Genomic DNA, 15,830 nt, shown 5'->3' on the forward strand with positions numbered 1-15,830 from the left:
TGACATGAACCGGTTCCAGACCGCGGCAGCACCGCCAACCGTGGCGATGCCCAAGCCGAAGCCGGCCGTCGCGCAGACCCCCGCCACCGAGAAGGAGCACGAGCGCATCCTGGCGAGCTATGGCGGCACTTACGACGATCCCAGGCTCGAATCGCTCGTGACCAAAACGGTCGACCGGCTGGTCGCGGCGTCCGACCGCCCCGACCAGGGCTACCGGGTCACGATCCTCAATTCCGGTGCGGTGAACGCTTTCGCGCTGCCGAACGGCCAGCTCTATGTCACCCGCGGCCTGCTTGCGCTCGCCAGCGACACCTCGGAATTGTCCTCCGTGCTGAGCCACGAGATGGCGCATGTGCTGTCCAAGCACGCCGCGATGCGCGAGGACCAGGCGCGCCAGGCCGCGATCGTCACCCGCGTCGTCACCGACATGAGCAACGATCCCGATCTCACCGCGCTCGCGCTCGCCAAGACCAAGCTGACCATGGCGAGCTTTTCGCGTAATCAGGAGTTCGAGGCCGACGGCATCGGCGTCGGCATCTCCGCAAAGGCCCATTTCGACCCTTATGGTGCCGCACGTTTTCTCTCGGCGATGGAGCGCAATGCGGAGTTGAAAGTCGGAAAGACTTCGCTCGATCCGCGCGCGCAGGATTTCACCTCATCGCATCCGGCAACGCCGGAGCGCGTGCAGAACGCGCAGACTATCGCGCGGCAGTACTCAGCGCCAGAAGGCGCCGAGCGCGACCGCGAAACCTATCTCGCCGCGATCGATAACCTCGTCTACGGCGAAGACCCCAGCGAAGGTTTTGTCCGCGGCCGGCGGTTCCTGCATCCCAAGCTCGGCTTCACCTTCCAGGCGCCGGACAATTTTACGCTCGACAACACCGCGCAGGCCGTGATCGGCGTGCGCGACGGCGGCTCGCAGGCGATGCGTTTCGACGTCGTGCGGGTGCCGGCCGAGCAGTCGCTCGGCGATTACCTGAATTCCGGCTGGATGGAAGGCGTCGAGAAGGCGTCCACCGAGGACATCACCATCAACGGTTTCCCGGCTGCGTCCGCCACCGCCAAGGGCGACCAGTGGCAGTTCAAGGTCTATGCGCTGCGCTTCGGCAGCGACGTCTACCGCTTCATCTTTGCGGCACGGCAGAAGTCGACCGAGAGCGAGCGCAATGCGCGCGAGACCGTCAGTTCATTCCGCCGCCTGACGCTCGACGAGATCCAGGCCGCGCGCCCCCTGCGCATCAAGGTCATCACCGTGCAGCCCGGCGACACCGTGGAATCGCTCTCCCACCGCATGGCCGGCATCGATCACCCGGCCGAACGTTTCCGCGTGCTCAACGGCCTCGATCGCAACGCTCAGGTGAAGGTGCGGGATCGCGTGAAGGTCGTGGCGGATTGAGGCTGTAGTAGGATGGGCAAAGCGAGGCGTGCCCACCATTCTCGACGCGATGTTTGCTTGCGGATGGTGGACACGGCGCTACGCGCCTTTGCCCGCCCTACAAGCCGCTTCAGCCCTAGCCGCCCGCGTCCATGTCTCCGGCCTCGCGCTGGCCGCTGAGCCAGAGCGCGAGCAGGGTCCAGAACGCGCCTGACAGCAGATACGCTCCCGAGGCGATGACGCCGAGATTGGTCGCAAGCAACAGAGCGACCAGCGGCGCGAAACCGGCGCCGAACAGCCAGGCCATGTCCGAGGTCAGCGCCGAGGCCGTGTAGCGATACGCCTGCTTGAAGTTCGAGGCGATCGCGCCCGACGACTGGCCGAACGACAGGCCGAGCAGGATGAAGCCGATCACCATGTAGATGGTCTCGCCGAACGCGCCGGCATCGAGCAGCTGCGGAGCAAAGCCGCTGTAGATCGCGATCGCGATCGCCGATCCCATCAGCAGCGACTTGCGGCCGACGCGGTCGGCGATGACGCCGGAGAGCACGATCGCGCCGACGCCGAACACGGCGGCGACGATCTCGATGATCAGGAAGCGCACCGGGCTTTCGCGGGTGAACAGGAACACCCAGGACAGCGGAAACACCGTAACCATGTGGAACAGCGCAAAGCTCGCCAGCGGCGCGAATGCGCCGAGCATGATGTTCTGGCCTTCGCGCGCCACAGTCTCGGAGATGCGTGAGGGCTGCAATTCGCGGGTCTCGAACAGCGAGGCATATTCTTCCGTCGTCACCATGCGCAGGCGCGCGAACAGCGCCACGACGTTGATGGCGAAGGCGACGAAGAACGGGTAGCGCCAGCCCCAATCGAAGAAATCGTCGGCCGAGAGATTCCCCGCGAAATAGGCGAACAGCGCGCTCGCCACGATCAGCCCGAGCGGCGCGCCAAGCTGCGGCACCATCGCGTACCAGCCGCGCTTTGACGGCGGCGCATTCAGCGCAAGCAGCGAGGCCATCCCGTCCCAGGCGCCGCCCCAGGCCAGACCCTGCGCGATGCGCGCCAGCGCCAGCAGCCAGATCGCCGCAACGCCGATCTCGTGATAGCCGGGCAGGAACGCGATCGCGACGGTGGCGGTGCCGAGCAGGAACAGCGCCGAGATCAGCTTGGCCGTCTTGCCGTATTCGCGGTCGACCGTCATGAAAATGACGGTGCCGATCGGCCGGGCCACGAAGGCCAGCGCAAAGATCATGAAGGAATAGAGGGTGCCGGTCAGTTCGCTCGTGAACGGGAACACCAGGCGCGGAAAGACGATCACCGAGGCGATCGCGAAGACGAAGAAGTCGAAGAATTCCGAGGTGCGGCCGATGATGACGCCGATGGCAATCTCGCCGGGACGAGCCTGGTCGTGGCCGTGCTCGCCCGAGTGGAGGTCTGCCATTGCGGGGATCTGTGCCGTCGCCATTGGTGCGCCCTTAACGTCCTGAAAACCAAAGCCGACCGCCCGGCGGGGCGCCAGGCGATCCGGTTCTGTTTGGCGCAACATTTCGCACTGCAACATTGGACAAATTGTCCAATGTCCGGATTGCTGCGTCGCAGCTACCCCTTGGTCTCACGAAAGAAACTCATTCTCATAAGGTCGGCCCGTGTCCCGTCTCAAGATCCTGGCGCTGCTACCCCTGGCGGTTTCGCTAAGCGGCTGCAACTACGTCGTGCTGGCACCAGCCGGTGATATCGCAGCGCAACAGCGCGACCTCGTCATCATGTCCACCGTCCTGATGCTCCTGATCGTCGTTCCCGTGATGGCGCTGACGGTGCTGTTCGCCTGGCGCTACCGCCAGTCCAACACCGACGCCCGCTACGAGCCCGAATGGGACCACTCGACCAGCCTTGAGCTGGTGATCTGGTCGGCGCCGCTTTTGATCATCGTTTGCCTGGGCGCGCTGACCTGGATGGGCACGCATCTGCTCGATCCCTACCGCACGCTCGGCCGCATCCATGCCGACCGCGCGGTGGACCAGTCCAAGGCCCCGCTCGAGATCGACGTCGTCGCGCTCGACTGGAAGTGGCTCTTTGTCTATCCCGAGTACGGCATTGCCACCGTCAACGATTTGGCAGCTCCGGTCGATCGCCCGATCAACTTCCGCATCACCGCCTCCTCGGTGATGAACTCGTTCTACATCCCTGCACTGGCCGGCCAGATCTACGCCATGCCGGGCATGGAGACCAAGCTCCACGCCGTCGTAAACCAGGCCGGCACCTACCGGGGTTTTTCGGCGAACTACAGCGGCGCCGGTTTCTCCGGCATGCACTTCAACTTCCACGGGCTCGACGACAAGGGCTTCGACGCCTGGATCGCCAGCGCCAAATCCGGCGGCGGCTCGCTCGGCCGCGCCGAATATCTCCAGCTCGAGAAGCCCAGCCAGAACGAGCCGGTGCGGCGCTACGGCACCGTCGATTCCGATCTCTACCGCCTGATCCTCAACATGTGCGTCGAGACCGGCAAGATGTGCCAGAGCGAGATGATGGCGATCGACGCCAAGGGCGGCCTCGGCCATGAGGGTCTGAACAACACGCTGCCGCTGGCCTACGACAAATACGCGCGCCGCGGCACGGCGCTTGGGCCGGAGCCCAGCTTCGTCGCCGGCACCTGCACGCCCGATGCGCCGCAAGGCAAGAGCACCGCCTCGATCACGGCGCCTCTCGATACCGCGCCGCTGCTCGGCGCCGGCCTGAAGCGGCCGACTTTCACGCCGCTGAAGTCCTCGTCCTTCTTCCTCGGACAACGTCCGAAGTCAGATTCGTAAAGAGATCCCGCATGTCTCCTGATCTTCTCAAGCTCATCTTTGGCCGGCTCACCTTCGAATCTCTGCCGCTGCACGAGCCGATCGTCGTCGGCACCTTTGCGGTGGTGGCGACCGGCGGCCTCATCATGTTCGCCGGCCTCACTTATTTCCGCCTCTGGGGCTATCTCTGGAGCGAGTGGTTCACCAGCGTCGACCACAAGCGCATCGGCATCATGTACATGATCCTCGGCATCGTGATGCTGCTGCGCGGCTTCGCCGATGCGCTGATGATGCGGTTGCAGCAGGCGCTCGCCTTTGGCGGCTCGGAGGGCTATCTCAACTCCCATCACTACGACCAGGTCTTCACCGCCCACGGCGTGATCATGATCTTCTTCGTGGCGATGCCGCTGGTCACCGGCCTGATGAACTTCGTCGTGCCGCTCCAGATCGGCGCGCGCGACGTGTCGTTTCCGTTCCTGAACAATTTCAGCTTCTGGATGACGGTCGGCGGCGCGGTGCTGGTGATGGCCTCGCTGTTCATCGGCGAATTCGCCCGCACCGGCTGGCTCGCTTATCCGCCGCTGTCGAACATCGGCTACAGCCCTGACGTCGGCGTCGACTATTACATATGGGGGTTGCAGGTTGCAGGCGTCGGAACGACGCTGTCCGGCATCAACCTGATCTGCACCATCGTCAAGCTGCGGTGCCCCGGCATGACCATGATGCGGATGCCGGTGTTCACCTGGACCGCGCTCTGCACCAACGTCCTGATCGTCGCTTCCTTCCCGGTTCTGACCGTCGTGCTCGCGCTGCTTTCGCTCGACCGCTACGTCGGCACCAACTTCTTCACGAACGATTTCGGCGGCAGCCCGATGATGTACGTGAACCTGATCTGGATCTGGGGTCATCCCGAGGTCTACATCCTGGTTCTCCCCGCCTTCGGCATCTTCTCCGAGGTGACCTCGACCTTCTCCGGCAAGCGGCTGTTCGGCTACACCTCAATGGTCTACGCCACTGTCGTCATCACCATCCTGTCGTACCTGGTCTGGCTGCACCACTTCTTCACGATGGGGTCGGGCGCCAGCGTCAACTCGTTCTTCGGCATCACCACGATGATCATCTCGATCCCGACGGGCGCGAAGATGTTCAACTGGCTGTTCACGATGTATCGCGGCCGCATCCGCTTCGAGCTGCCGATGATGTGGACGATCGCGTTCATGCTGACCTTCGTGCTCGGCGGCATGACCGGCGTGCTGCTGGCGGTGCCGCCGGCCGACTTCGTCCTGCACAACAGCCTGTTCCTGATCGCGCATTTCCACAATGTGATCATCGGCGGCGTCGTGTTCGGCGCGTTCGCCGGCATCGGCTACTGGTTCCCGAAGGCGTTCGGCTTCAAGCTCGATCCGTTCTGGGGCAAGCTGTCGTTCTGGTTCTGGGTCACCGGCTTCTACCCTCGCCTTCATGCCGCTCTATGTGCTCGGCCTGATGGGCGTGACCCGGCGCTTGCGCGTGTTCGACGATCCCAGCTTGCAGATCTGGTTCATCATCGCCGGCATTGGCGCCTTCCTGGTCTTCCTCGGCATCCTCTCGATGCTGATGCAGTTCGCCGTCAGCTTCCTCAGGCGCGAGCAGCTCAAGGACGTCACCGGCGATCCCTGGGATGCGCGCACGCTGGAATGGGCGACCTCGTCGCCGCCGCCGGCCTATAACTTCGCCTTCACCCCCGTCGTCCACGACAATGACGCGTGGTGGGATATGAAGCGCCGCGGCTACCAGCGTCCGCTCACCGGGTTCAAGCCGATCCACATGCCCAGCAGCACCGGCACCGGCATCATCCTCGCCGGTCTTGCCACCGCGATGGGTTTCGGCCTGATCTGGTACATCTGGTGGCTTGCCGCCGCGAGCTTCGCTGCGATGCTCGTCGTCGGGATCGGCCACACCTTCAACTATCACCGCGACTTCGACATTCCGGCTGACGATGTCATCCGGGCCGAGGACGCGCGCACCAAACTGCTCGCCGGAGCCAAGTAATGACTGTCACTGTCAATCCCGCGCAAACCGGCGAACCGGTCTTCTACCTCGCCGACGAACACCCGCATCCAGAAGGCTACAGCACCTCGCTGGGCTTCTGGATCTATCTGATGAGCGACTGCCTCATCTTCGCGATCCTGTTCGCCACCTTTGGCGTGCTCGGCGGCAATTACGCCGCCGGTCCCGCGCCGAAGGACCTGTTCGAGCTGCCTTTGGTCGCGGTCAACACCTCGATGCTGCTGCTGTCGTCGATCACGTATGGCTTTGCCATGCTGACCATGCAGCAGAACAAGATCGGCCAGACCCAGATGTGGCTGGCCATCACCGGCCTGTTCGGCGCCGCCTTCATCGGCATCGAGCTCTCCGAGTTCGCCCACATGATCCATGAAGGCGCGACGCCGCAGCGCAGCGCCTTCCTGTCCGCCTTCTTCACCCTGGTCGGTACACACGGCCTGCACGTCACCTGCGGCCTGATCTGGCTGGTGACCCTGATGGTGCAGGTCTGGAAGTTCGGCCTGATCGAGGCCAACCGCCGCCGCCTGATGTGCCTGTCGATGTTCTGGCACTTCCTCGACGTGGTCTGGATCGGCGTCTTCACCTTCGTCTATCTCCTGGGAGTTCTGCGATGAACACCGATACTCACGCTGCCCACGCGGACGATCATCACCAGGGCGACAGCCACGCCCACGGCTCGTTCTCGACTTACATGCTCGGCTTCGTGCTCTCGGTCGTGCTCACCGCGATCCCGTTCTGGCTGGTGATGAGCGGCGCGCTTCCGAGCAAGCAGATCACCGCGCTGGTGATCATGGCCTTCGCGGTCGTGCAGATCGTCGTGCACATGATCTACTTCCTGCACATGAGCCCCAAGTCGGAGAATGGCTGGAGCATGATGGCGCTGATCTTCACCATCGTCATGGTGGCGATCGCGCTGTCGGGTTCGCTGTGGGTGATGAACCACCTCAACAGCAACATGATGCCGATCCACCAGATGACTGGAATGAAATGAACGAGACTGGGACTGTGATAAGCAAAGCAGACGGGGCTCGCGGAAAAGCTGCGCGTCCGTCCTTGTGGCTCACGGTCCTCTCGCTCACGGCCTTTGCACTTCTGATCGCGCTCGGTGTCTGGCAGATCGAGCGCCGCGCCTGGAAGCTGGCGCTGATCGATCGCGTCGAGCAGCGCGTTCATGCCCCGGCCCAGCCGATCCCCTCGATCGCGTCATGGCCCGCGGTGTCCACCGCAAATGACGAATACAGGCATGTTAGCGTCACCGGCCGCTTCCTGCATGACCGCGAGACGCTGGTTCAGGCCGTCACCGAAGAAGGTCCGGGCTTTTGGGTGCTGACGCCGCTTCAGCGCAGCGACGGCACGATGGTCCTGGTCAACCGCGGCTTCGTGCCGTCCGAGCGGCGCGACGCGTCGGTGCGCCGGGACGGCAATCCGGACGGCCAGGTCGAAATCACCGGATTGTTGCGCATGACGGAGCCGAAGGGCGGATTCCTCAGGAACAACGTGCCCCAACACAATCGCTGGTATTCACGGGATGTCGCCGCGATTGCGGCGACGCGCGGCCTCGGCGAGGTCGCGCCGTTCTTCGTCGATGCCGACGCCGGATCACAATCCAGCAGCGGCCCGATCGGCGGATTGACCGTGGTCCGCTTTCCCAATAACCACCTGATCTATGCGCTGACGTGGTTTGCCCTGGCTTTCATGCTGGCCAGCAGACTTTTTGTCACATTCGGCGGCGGGCTGTTCCGCCGCAAGAAGCCCTGGAGCGGCTTCGTCCACGAAGCGGCCGGCGGCTCCGATGCCGTCGCCCGCAGGACGGGATCAGATGCTGGAACGATCGTCGAGCCAACCTGACGACGGAAGAACGCATGGCGCTGTCACGCTGCAATCGCAGGCGGACGCGCGCAGCGAGCTGATCGGGGCTGCGCCGACCGACGACGAGACCAACCGCAAGAACATGGCGCTGCTGATCCAGCTGCGCTGGACTGCGGTGGTCGGCCAGATCGTGACCATCGGCGGCGTGCATGTCTGGCTCGGCATTCCCCTGCCCCTCACCCGCATGGGCGCGGTGATCGGCGCGCTGGTGTTTCTCAACGTCTCCAGCCTCGTCTGGGTGCGCCATCGCGCCGCGATCACCAACAACGAGCTGCTGGTCGCCTTGATGCTGGACGTCGCCGCGCTGACCGCGCAGCTTTATCTCAGCGGCGGCGCCACCAATCCCTTCACCTCGCTGTTCCTGCTCCAGGTGACGCTGGGCGCGGTGCTGCTCGATGGCCGCTCGACATGGTCGCTGGTCGCGTTGACCTGCGCGAGCTTCGTCTGGCTGACGGTCGCGTACCGGCCGCTCGACTTGCCACCGAACCCGCTGAGCGAGACCTACACGCTCACCGTCGCCGGCATGCTGCTGGGCTTCGTGCTCAACGCCGTGCTGCTCGTGGTGTTCGTCACCCGCATCAACAGGAATTTGCGCCAGCGCGACGCACATCTGGCGGCGCTGCGCCAGCATGCCGCCGAGCAGGATCACATCGTGCGCATGGGCCTGCTCGCCTCCGGCGCGGCGCACGAGCTCGGCACGCCGCTCGCCTCGCTCTCGGTCATCCTCAGCGACTGGCGGCGCATGCCCGACCTCGCCGCCGATCAGGAGCTGGCCGAAGATCTCGCGGAAATGGAGACTTCGCTGCAACGTTGCAAGACCATCGTGACCGGCATCCTGGTATCGGCGGGCGAAGCGCGCGGCGAAGGCTCGTCTCCGACGACGGTGACGGCCTTCGTCACGGCGCTGGTGGAAGAGTGGCGCGACGCGCGCTCGGCGCACACGCTGTATTTCGTCAACACCTTCGGCGAGGACGTCGCGATCGTGTCCGACATCGCGCTGAAGCAAGTCATCTTCAATGTGCTCGACAACGCCTACGAGGTCTCGCGCGACTGGGTCGAGCTCGTGGCCGAGCGCGAGGGCGATAATCTCGTGCTGTCTATCAGCGACCGCGGCGCGGGCTTTGCGCCGGAGATGCTGGCACAGCTCGGAAAACCCTATCAGTCGAGCAAGGGCCGCGCCGGCGGCGGGCTCGGCCTGTTCCTGGTCGTGAACGTCGTGCGCAAGCTCGGCGGCAGCGTGACCGCCGAGAACCACAGGAAGCGCGGCGCCACCGTCCGCCTCACGCTGCCGCTCGCAACGCTCGCGATCGGAGGCAGCTTTGACGCCTGACCGCTCGCTCATCGTCGTCGAGGACGATGCCGGGTTCGCGCGCACGCTGAAGCGTTCGTTTGAGCGCCGCAGCTACGAGGTCGTGCTCGCCGCCTCGATCGAGGACGTGCGGAAAGCTCTGGAGCAACGATCGTTCGGCTATGCCGTCGTCGACCTCAAGCTCGGCGGTGCCTCGGGCCTCGCCTGCGTCGAGCTTTTGCATACGCACGACCCGGAGATGCTGATCGTGGTGCTGACAGGCTTTGCCAGCATCTCCACCGCCGTCGAGGCCATCAAGCTCGGCGCATGCCACTATCTGGCAAAGCCGTCGAACACCGACGACATCGAAGCCGCCTTCAACAAGGCCGAAGGCAATGCCGAGGTCGCACTCGACGCCCGGCCGACATCGATCAAGACGCTCGAATGGGAGCGCATCCACCAGACCCTGATCGAGACCGACTTTAATATTTCGGAAGCGGCGAGAAGGCTGGGGATGCACCGGCGCACGCTGGCACGAAAGCTAGAGAAGCGGCCGGTGAAGTGAGCGAGCGCCCCGACAAGTGCGAACCTAGGGTGGGTTAGTTAGCGTCGCGTAACCCACCTCTTTGTTTTTCGCGCGGAAAGAGAAGCCGTCGGTTACGCCTAGCGGACTGCGCAACGCGCCGCCGCGAGGATAACCCACCCTACGAAACCACGAACTCCGAACAAAAAGCCCGGCCAAACGGCCGGGGCTTTTGAACTGTTGCGATGAACGCGAGACGCTTACGCCGCCTCGTCGGCGACCGTGGTGCCGCCGCCGCCCTCGGTCTCGTCGCTTTCGCCCTCGGCGTCCGTATCGGCCTCGCCTTCGGCGGCTTCCGACTTGGCGCCGGTGCGGCGCGGGCTCTTGGCGAGCTGGGCCTCGATCTCCTTGACCGCTTCGGTCTCGGTCGAGTGCTGCACCACCGCGATCTCGCGGGACAGACGGTCGAGCGCTGCTTCATAGAGCTGGCGTTCGCTGTAGGACTGCTCGGGCTGCGACTCGGAACGGTAGAGGTCGCGCACGACTTCCGCGATCGCGACGATGTCGCCCGAATTGATCTTGGCTTCGTATTCCTGGGCGCGGCGCGACCACATGGTGCGCTTGACGCGGGCACGGCCCTTGAGTGTCTCGAGCGCACGCTTCACCAGCGCAGGATCGGACAGCTTGCGCATGCCGACATTGGCGACTTTGGCGGTCGGCACGCGCAGGCGTCATCTTGTCCTTGATGAAGTTGATGACGAACAGCTCGAGCTTCGCGCCGGCGATCTCCTGCTCCTCGATGGCCAGGATCTGGCCGACGCCGTGAGCGGGATAGACGACGAATTCGTTGGCCTTGAAACCCTGACGCTGGGTCACGACCTTCTTTTCCTCGACCTTCGGCGCAACAGCCGCGGGCTTCACGACCGGCTTGGCGGCAGCGACAGGGGCGGCCTTGGCAGGAGCAGCAGCAACCTTCGCCGCGGCCGGCTTGGCAGCGGGAGCCTTGGCAACAGCAGGTTTGGTAGCAGGCTTGGCAACAGGGGGCTTGGCAGCAACAGGCTTGGCCACGGTCGCTTTCGCGGCCGGCTTGGCAGTCTTGTTAGGCATTGCGCTTCTTTTGTTCTTCGAGGACTTTGCAGCCGGCGCCTTCGTCGCGGTCCGACCCTTGGATGCGCTACGGCTGGCCGCGGCGACTTTCTTGGCCACCTTGTGGGAAGCCTTCGCAGAAGTACTCTTTTTACGCGTTTTCTGTGACACAGCCTGTGCGCGGAAACTGCCACGCCCCTGTTCGACATCTGGTTTCACGGGAACCCAACGGGGCCGACGGGGCTGACGAAGGGTTCGGTTTAATGTGCCCAATATAGCACATTTCCCGCAAAAATCAATGATTTAGGGGTCTTGAGGGCTGGTTTTCGGCGGTAGCGCGGCTATTAGGGTTAAGTTTGGGCCCGAATTAGTCGCCGGAGCCTGGGTTCGGAGAAAAATACTTGTCGAACTTGCCCTCCACGCCGTCGAATTCCTTGGCGTCGGCAGGTGATTCTTTCTTCTGGGTGATGTTCGGCCAGCTCTTGGCGTAGTCGGCGTTGACCGTGAGCCACTTTTCCAGGCCCGGTTCCGTGTCCGGCTTGATGGCGTCGGCGGGGCATTCCGGCTCGCACACGCCGCAGTCGATGCACTCGTCAGGATGGATGACGAGCATGTTCTCGCCCTCGTAGAAACAGTCGACCGGGCAGACCTCGACGCAGTCGGTGTACTTGCACTTGATGCAGTCTTCAGTGACGACGTAAGTCATCCAACGCTCCGAAAAGCTCTTTTAAAACTCGCGGCTTGCGTAGCGCGGATGGCCCGGCGCTGCAAGGTCGGCAACGGCCGATCATGACGGCTTTATGTGTCCGATCGACCAAGAAATGAATTCAAAGCGCAATTAATTGCGCTGAGAATTTGGATTGCCGTCACTGAACTCTTCGTAGAGCACACGGGCCGATGCGGCATCGCCGCGGCGCTCGTTGAAGGCTGCGACTTTCAAGACGCGCACGGTGCGATCGAGCGCGATGGTGAGCACGTCGCCGATCTTGACCGCATGCCCCGGCGATTTTTCGCGCACGCCGTTGACGCGGACATGGCCGGACTCGACGAGTTCAGCAGCCGAGGTCCGCGCCTTCACCACCCGCGCATGCCACAGCCATTTGTCGATGCGCTGCCGCTCGGTCGTGACTCTATTCCTTCTGACGCGTTTTCTTCACGCGAACCGCTCCGCACTTCGCTTGAAAACGCTGTGCTACTCCTTACGCCCGGACAGCTGCTCTTTCAGCGCGGCGAGCTTTGCGAACGGCGAGTTCGGATCGGCAGGACGATCGCGCTCGCGCGGGGTGGCGCTCGAGGCGTAAGGACGCAGCGACGGGCCGCCCTGGCGGTCGCGGCCCTTGTCGCGGTCGCGGCCACGGTTGTCGCGGCCCTTGTCGCGATCGCCGCCGAACTTGCCCTTGTTGCGATCGCGATCCTTGTTGTCGCGGTCCTTGCCTTGATCTCGACCTTGGAAGCTGCGGTTCTTGTCGCCGCGCCCCTGTCCCTCCGGACGCGGCGCAGCTTCGCCACCGCCTTCGCGCGGCTTGCGGAAGTCTCTGCCGCCATCGCGACCGGAATCTCTGCGATGACCGCCGCCATGGCGATGACGCTCGCCGCGCTTCTCGCCGTCGGCGGCCTGCGCTGCTTCGCCTTCGGCAGGCGCGGCACCTGCTTCAGCACCGGCCTGCGGCCGCGGCTGATTGTGGTGGCGCTGGTTACGATGGCGCTCGTGGCGCGGCTTGCGATCGTCGTGACGGCCGCCGGGACGCCAGACCTCGATGAGCTCGGGCTCTGTGGGTGTGGCCACAGCATCCACAGGCGCAGCAGCATCGGCCGACGCAGCGGCTTCGGCTGCAGCGGTCTCTGCGGGAGCGGTTTCGGCGGGAGCAGCTTCAGCAGCCTCAATGGGTGCAGCAACCTCTTCCACAGGCGGCGCGATGCCGGGAGCGTCTTCCGGCGTGACGGGGGCTTCAGGGGAAGCTTCGAGCGCCGGTTCTTCGTGCACGGGCTCGTCGTGCTGCTCCATGCCGGGCGCGTCTTCGACGGTCACAGGCTCGGCGGCGGCTTCGATTGCGGCATCCGCAGACACGGCAGCGCCTTCGACCGGCGTTTCCGTCTCGGGCGTCTCGGCCGGAGCTTCGGTGCTTGCTTCAGCAGCCGGCGTCTCCACGACAACCGGCTTTGCCGGCAGCGGTGGGCGCTTATCCATGCGGTAGCCGAGCGCGCGCAGCACGGACGCAAAGTCCTCGCCGGCCGAGCCGGTGAGCGAGGTCATCGCCTGCGTCACGACAAAACTGCGGCCGTCGAACGCGCCGGCGGGCTTTTCGCCCGACGCGTTCTCGCGCCAGGCCAGCGCCGGGCGGATCAGATCGGCAAGACGCTCCAGGATGTCGACGCGCACGGCACGCTCGCCGGCCTGCTTGTAGCCGAGCACGCGATAGGCATCGCGCGGCAGCTGCTTGTCGACCGGGAACGAGGTGCGGCCCGAGCTCGCCAGATGCTGCGCGCCCGACAGCGCGGAGGGATCGACATTGTCCTGCTTCAGCGCCCAGAGCAGGGCGGCCAGCGCACGCCCGGCCGGCTTGAGCAGGCCGGGGAAATAGATGTGATAGGCGCCGAAGCGGACGCCATATTTGCGCAGGACGGCGCGCGAGGGCTGGTCGAGGTCCTTCAGCTCGTTGGCGATCTTCTGGCGCTCCAGCACGCCGAGCGCCTCGACGAGCTGATAGGCGATGCCGCGGGCGATGCCGGTGACATCCTCGGCCTTCGACAGCTCGAACATCGGCCCGAGCAGCTTTTCGATGTGCGTCTTGAGCCAGAGGTCGAGCCGGGCCTGCACCTTGTCGCGGGGGCCGCCGGTCAGGCGTTCGTCGGAGATGATGCGGATGCGCGGATGCAGCGCGTCCTCTGCGGCAGACAGCCGCGCCACGGCGTCGCCGGTCCAGCGGATCATGCCTTCCGAGGTCAGCACGAACTGCTCGTCCGGCGCGTTGCCCAGTTTTTCGGCGCGCGCGTTGATCTCGCCGGCGAGCACGGCCTGCGCTGCAGCCTGCAACGCTTTCGCATCGGAGCCGGCTTCCGCCGCATCCGGTGCAAAGGTGAAGCCATCGAGGCGGCCGATGACATGGCCTTCGACGATGACTTCGCCGGTCTTGCCGATTTCAGTATTCAAGCTCGTGTTCTCCCGCAGGCGGCGCATCAATACACTGGTCCGGCGATCAACGAAACGCTCAGTCAAGCGTTCATGGAGCGCATCCGATAATTTATTTTCGACCTCGCGGGCGATTCCCTGCCAGCGTTCGGGGTCTTTCAACCAGTCCGGGCGGTTGGCGACGAAGGTCCAGGTGCGAATCTGCGCAATCCGGGCCGAGAGGGTGTCGATATCACCGTCGACGCGGTCGGCCTGGTCGATCTGCGTCCTGAACCAGGAATCCGGGATGCAGCCCTTCTGCATCAGGAAGCCGTACAGCGTGGTGACCAGCTCGGCATGGGCGGCCGGCGACAATTTTCGGTAGTCCGGGATCTGGCAGGCCTCCCACAGCCGTTCCACGGCCTCCTTGCCATGCGCGACATCGCGCACATCGGCGTCGCGGGCGGCATGGTCGAGCACGCGCATGTCCTCGGCGATCGGCGCGCGCGTCAGCGCCTCATGGCCGGGGCCCAGGTTCAGGGACACCTGGAGCGCGCCGAGCGAGGCGAAATCCAGCTTCGAATTGCGCCATTGCAAAACCTTGACCGGGTCGAAGGTGTGGTTCTGGAGCGCGTTCACCAGCTCGGGCTCGAACGGCCCGCAGCGGCCTGTGGTGCCGAAGGTGCCGTTGCGGGTGGCGCGGCCGGCACGGCCGGCGATCTGGGCGAATTCGGACGGCGTCAGGCGGCGGAACTGGTAGCCGTCGAACTTGCGATCGGAGGCGAAGGCGACGTGGTCGACGTCGAGATTGAGGCCCATGCCGACGGCGTCGGTGGCGACGAGATAATCGACCTCGCCGTTCTGGAACATCGCAACCTGCGCGTTGCGGGTGCGCGGCGACAGCGATCCCAGCACCACGGCGGCGCCGCCATGCTGACGGCGGATCAGCTCGGCGATGGCGTAGACCTCGTCGGCCGAGAAGGCGACGATGGCGGTGCGGCGCGGCTGGCGCGTGATCTTGCGATCGCCGGCGAATTCCAGCTGCGACAGGCGCGGCCGCGTGATCATGGAGACGCCCGGCAGCAGCCGCTCGATGATCGGGCGCATCGTTGCTGCGCCCAGCAGCAGCGTCTCGTCGCGGCCGCGGCGGTTGAGGATGCGGTCGGTGAAGACGTGGCCACGCTCGAGATCAGAGGCGATCTGCACCTCGTCGACGGCGAGGAACGAGACGTCGAGATCCCGCGGCATCGCCTCGACGGTGGAGACCCAGTAGCGCGGCGATTTCGGCTTGATCTTCTCCTCGCCGGTCACAAGCGCGACGGCGTCGGGGCCGACCCGCGCGGCGATCTTGTTGTAGACCTCGCGTGCGAGCAGGCGCAGCGGCAGCCCGATCATGCCCGAGGGATGCGCGAGCATCCGCTCGATGGCGAGATGGGTCTTGCCGGTGTTGGTCGGCCCGAGCACCGCAGTGACGCCGGCGCCGGGAAGCCGCTCGGAAGCGAAGGGGGAGGAGGAAAAGGGCATCTCAGAGATTAGGTAATGGCGATTGGGGCGAATGTCAGTGCTGTTTTGGGGCGGGCCGGAGGCTGGGCCTTGCTCCTCATCCTGAGGAGCGCGTCAGCGCGTCTCGAAGGATGAAGGCCCGGGATGGTGCCGTGCCCCTCGCCCTTCGAGACGGCCGCTTACGCGGCCTCCTCAGGGTAAGGGGATCAAGCAGCGGAGAATATGGTGACGCTCCCCAAACCCCA

At 64.7% G+C, this 15,830-nt stretch carries 11 protein-coding genes and 2 pseudogenes; 8 read left to right on the top strand and 5 right to left on the bottom strand.

Translation table 11 applies throughout. From position 1 onward, the window contains the following. Nucleotides 1-4: 4 nt before the first annotated feature. Nucleotides 5-1,396: a M48 family metalloprotease gene (locus tag ACVWW3_RS29565; protein WP_354107710.1), complete on the top strand. Its 1,392-nt coding sequence runs from the start codon at nucleotides 5-7 to the stop codon at nucleotides 1,394-1,396. A 115-nt stretch (nucleotides 1,397-1,511) separates the two neighbouring features. Here the strand turns inward: ACVWW3_RS29565 and ACVWW3_RS29570 are convergent, their stop codons facing one another. Further along, the gene (locus ACVWW3_RS29570; RefSeq protein ID WP_456647796.1) at nucleotides 1,512-2,840 is read right to left on the bottom strand and encodes an MFS transporter; all 1,329 of its coding nucleotides are present in this window, start codon (nucleotides 2,838-2,840) and stop codon (nucleotides 1,512-1,514) included. A 181-nt stretch (nucleotides 2,841-3,021) separates the two neighbouring features. Between ACVWW3_RS29570 and cyoA the strand changes: the two genes are divergently transcribed. The 7 genes and pseudogenes from cyoA (at nucleotide 3,022) to ACVWW3_RS29605 (ending at nucleotide 9,929) form a co-directional block, all read left to right on the top strand. After that, the gene (gene cyoA, locus ACVWW3_RS29575; RefSeq protein WP_456647795.1) at nucleotides 3,022-4,182 is read left to right on the top strand and encodes a ubiquinol oxidase subunit II; all 1,161 of its coding nucleotides are present in this window, start codon (nucleotides 3,022-3,024) and stop codon (nucleotides 4,180-4,182) included. Nucleotides 4,183-4,193: 11 nt separating this feature from the next. Beyond that, nucleotides 4,194-6,192 (top strand): annotated as a pseudogene (gene cyoB / locus ACVWW3_RS29580) (cytochrome o ubiquinol oxidase subunit I). Next, the gene (gene cyoC / locus ACVWW3_RS29585; protein ID WP_247348530.1) at nucleotides 6,192-6,821 is read left to right on the top strand and encodes a cytochrome o ubiquinol oxidase subunit III; all 630 of its coding nucleotides are present in this window, start codon (nucleotides 6,192-6,194) and stop codon (nucleotides 6,819-6,821) included. Before cyoB ends, cyoC begins: the two are co-directional and overlap by 1 nt. Further along, nucleotides 6,818-7,198 carry a cytochrome o ubiquinol oxidase subunit IV gene (cyoD, locus tag ACVWW3_RS29590; protein WP_247445450.1) on the top strand — a complete coding sequence of 127 codons (381 nt, stop codon included), beginning with the start codon at nucleotides 6,818-6,820 and terminating at the stop codon, nucleotides 7,196-7,198. Before cyoC ends, cyoD begins: the two co-directional genes overlap by 4 nt. Next, a complete protein-coding gene (locus tag ACVWW3_RS29595; RefSeq protein WP_456647794.1) occupies nucleotides 7,195-8,055 on the top strand; it encodes an SURF1 family protein in 861 nt (286 codons plus the stop codon). Before cyoD ends, ACVWW3_RS29595 begins: the two co-directional genes overlap by 4 nt. Continuing rightward, nucleotides 8,027-9,406: an ATP-binding protein gene (locus tag ACVWW3_RS29600; protein ID WP_247348521.1), complete on the top strand. Its 1,380-nt coding sequence runs from the start codon at nucleotides 8,027-8,029 to the stop codon at nucleotides 9,404-9,406. Before ACVWW3_RS29595 ends, ACVWW3_RS29600 begins: the two co-directional genes overlap by 29 nt. Continuing rightward, the gene (locus tag ACVWW3_RS29605; RefSeq protein ID WP_456647793.1) at nucleotides 9,396-9,929 is read left to right on the top strand and encodes a response regulator transcription factor; all 534 of its coding nucleotides are present in this window, start codon (nucleotides 9,396-9,398) and stop codon (nucleotides 9,927-9,929) included. Before ACVWW3_RS29600 ends, ACVWW3_RS29605 begins: the two co-directional genes overlap by 11 nt. A gap of 218 nt (nucleotides 9,930-10,147) precedes the next feature. Here the strand turns inward: ACVWW3_RS29605 and ACVWW3_RS29610 are convergent. From ACVWW3_RS29610 to ACVWW3_RS29625, 4 genes and pseudogenes are all read right to left on the bottom strand, one after another. Then, nucleotides 10,148-10,994: pseudogene (locus tag ACVWW3_RS29610) on the bottom strand (CarD family transcriptional regulator). Nucleotides 10,995-11,340: 346 nt separating this feature from the next. Next, nucleotides 11,341-11,679: a ferredoxin FdxA gene (fdxA, locus tag ACVWW3_RS29615; protein ID WP_247348513.1), complete on the bottom strand. Its 339-nt coding sequence runs from the start codon at nucleotides 11,677-11,679 to the stop codon at nucleotides 11,341-11,343. Between the two features lie 132 nt (nucleotides 11,680-11,811). Next, on the bottom strand, nucleotides 11,812-12,081 hold the full coding sequence (locus tag ACVWW3_RS29620) for an RNA-binding S4 domain-containing protein (RefSeq protein WP_456649721.1): 270 nt from the start codon (nucleotides 12,079-12,081) through the stop codon (nucleotides 11,812-11,814). An 84-nt stretch (nucleotides 12,082-12,165) separates the two neighbouring features. Continuing rightward, the gene (locus ACVWW3_RS29625) at nucleotides 12,166-15,606 is read right to left on the bottom strand and encodes a helicase-related protein (protein WP_456647792.1); all 3,441 of its coding nucleotides are present in this window, start codon (nucleotides 15,604-15,606) and stop codon (nucleotides 12,166-12,168) included. Nucleotides 15,607-15,830 lie beyond the last annotated feature (224 nt).

Source organism: Bradyrhizobium sp. LM2.9 (genome assembly GCF_054056555.1).

Bases quoted from the DNA above. Each gene is read 5' to 3' on its own strand.
- ACVWW3_RS29565 (WP_354107710.1), top strand. From the start codon at position 5: ATGAACCGGTTCCAGACCGCGGCAGCACCGCCAACCGTGGCGATGCCC.
- ACVWW3_RS29570 (WP_456647796.1), bottom strand. From the start codon at position 2,840: ATGGCGACGGCACAGATCCCCGCAATGGCAGACCTCCACTCGGGCGAG.
- cyoC (WP_247348530.1), top strand. From the start codon at position 6,192: ATGACTGTCACTGTCAATCCCGCGCAAACCGGCGAACCGGTCTTCTAC.
- cyoD (WP_247445450.1), top strand. From the start codon at position 6,818: ATGAACACCGATACTCACGCTGCCCACGCGGACGATCATCACCAGGGC.
- ACVWW3_RS29595 (WP_456647794.1), top strand. From the start codon at position 7,195: ATGAACGAGACTGGGACTGTGATAAGCAAAGCAGACGGGGCTCGCGGA.
- ACVWW3_RS29600 (WP_247348521.1), top strand. From the start codon at position 8,027: ATGCTGGAACGATCGTCGAGCCAACCTGACGACGGAAGAACGCATGGC.
- fdxA (WP_247348513.1), bottom strand. From the start codon at position 11,679: ATGACTTACGTCGTCACTGAAGACTGCATCAAGTGCAAGTACACCGAC.
- ACVWW3_RS29625 (WP_456647792.1), bottom strand. From the start codon at position 15,606: ATGCCCTTTTCCTCCTCCCCCTTCGCTTCCGAGCGGCTTCCCGGCGCC.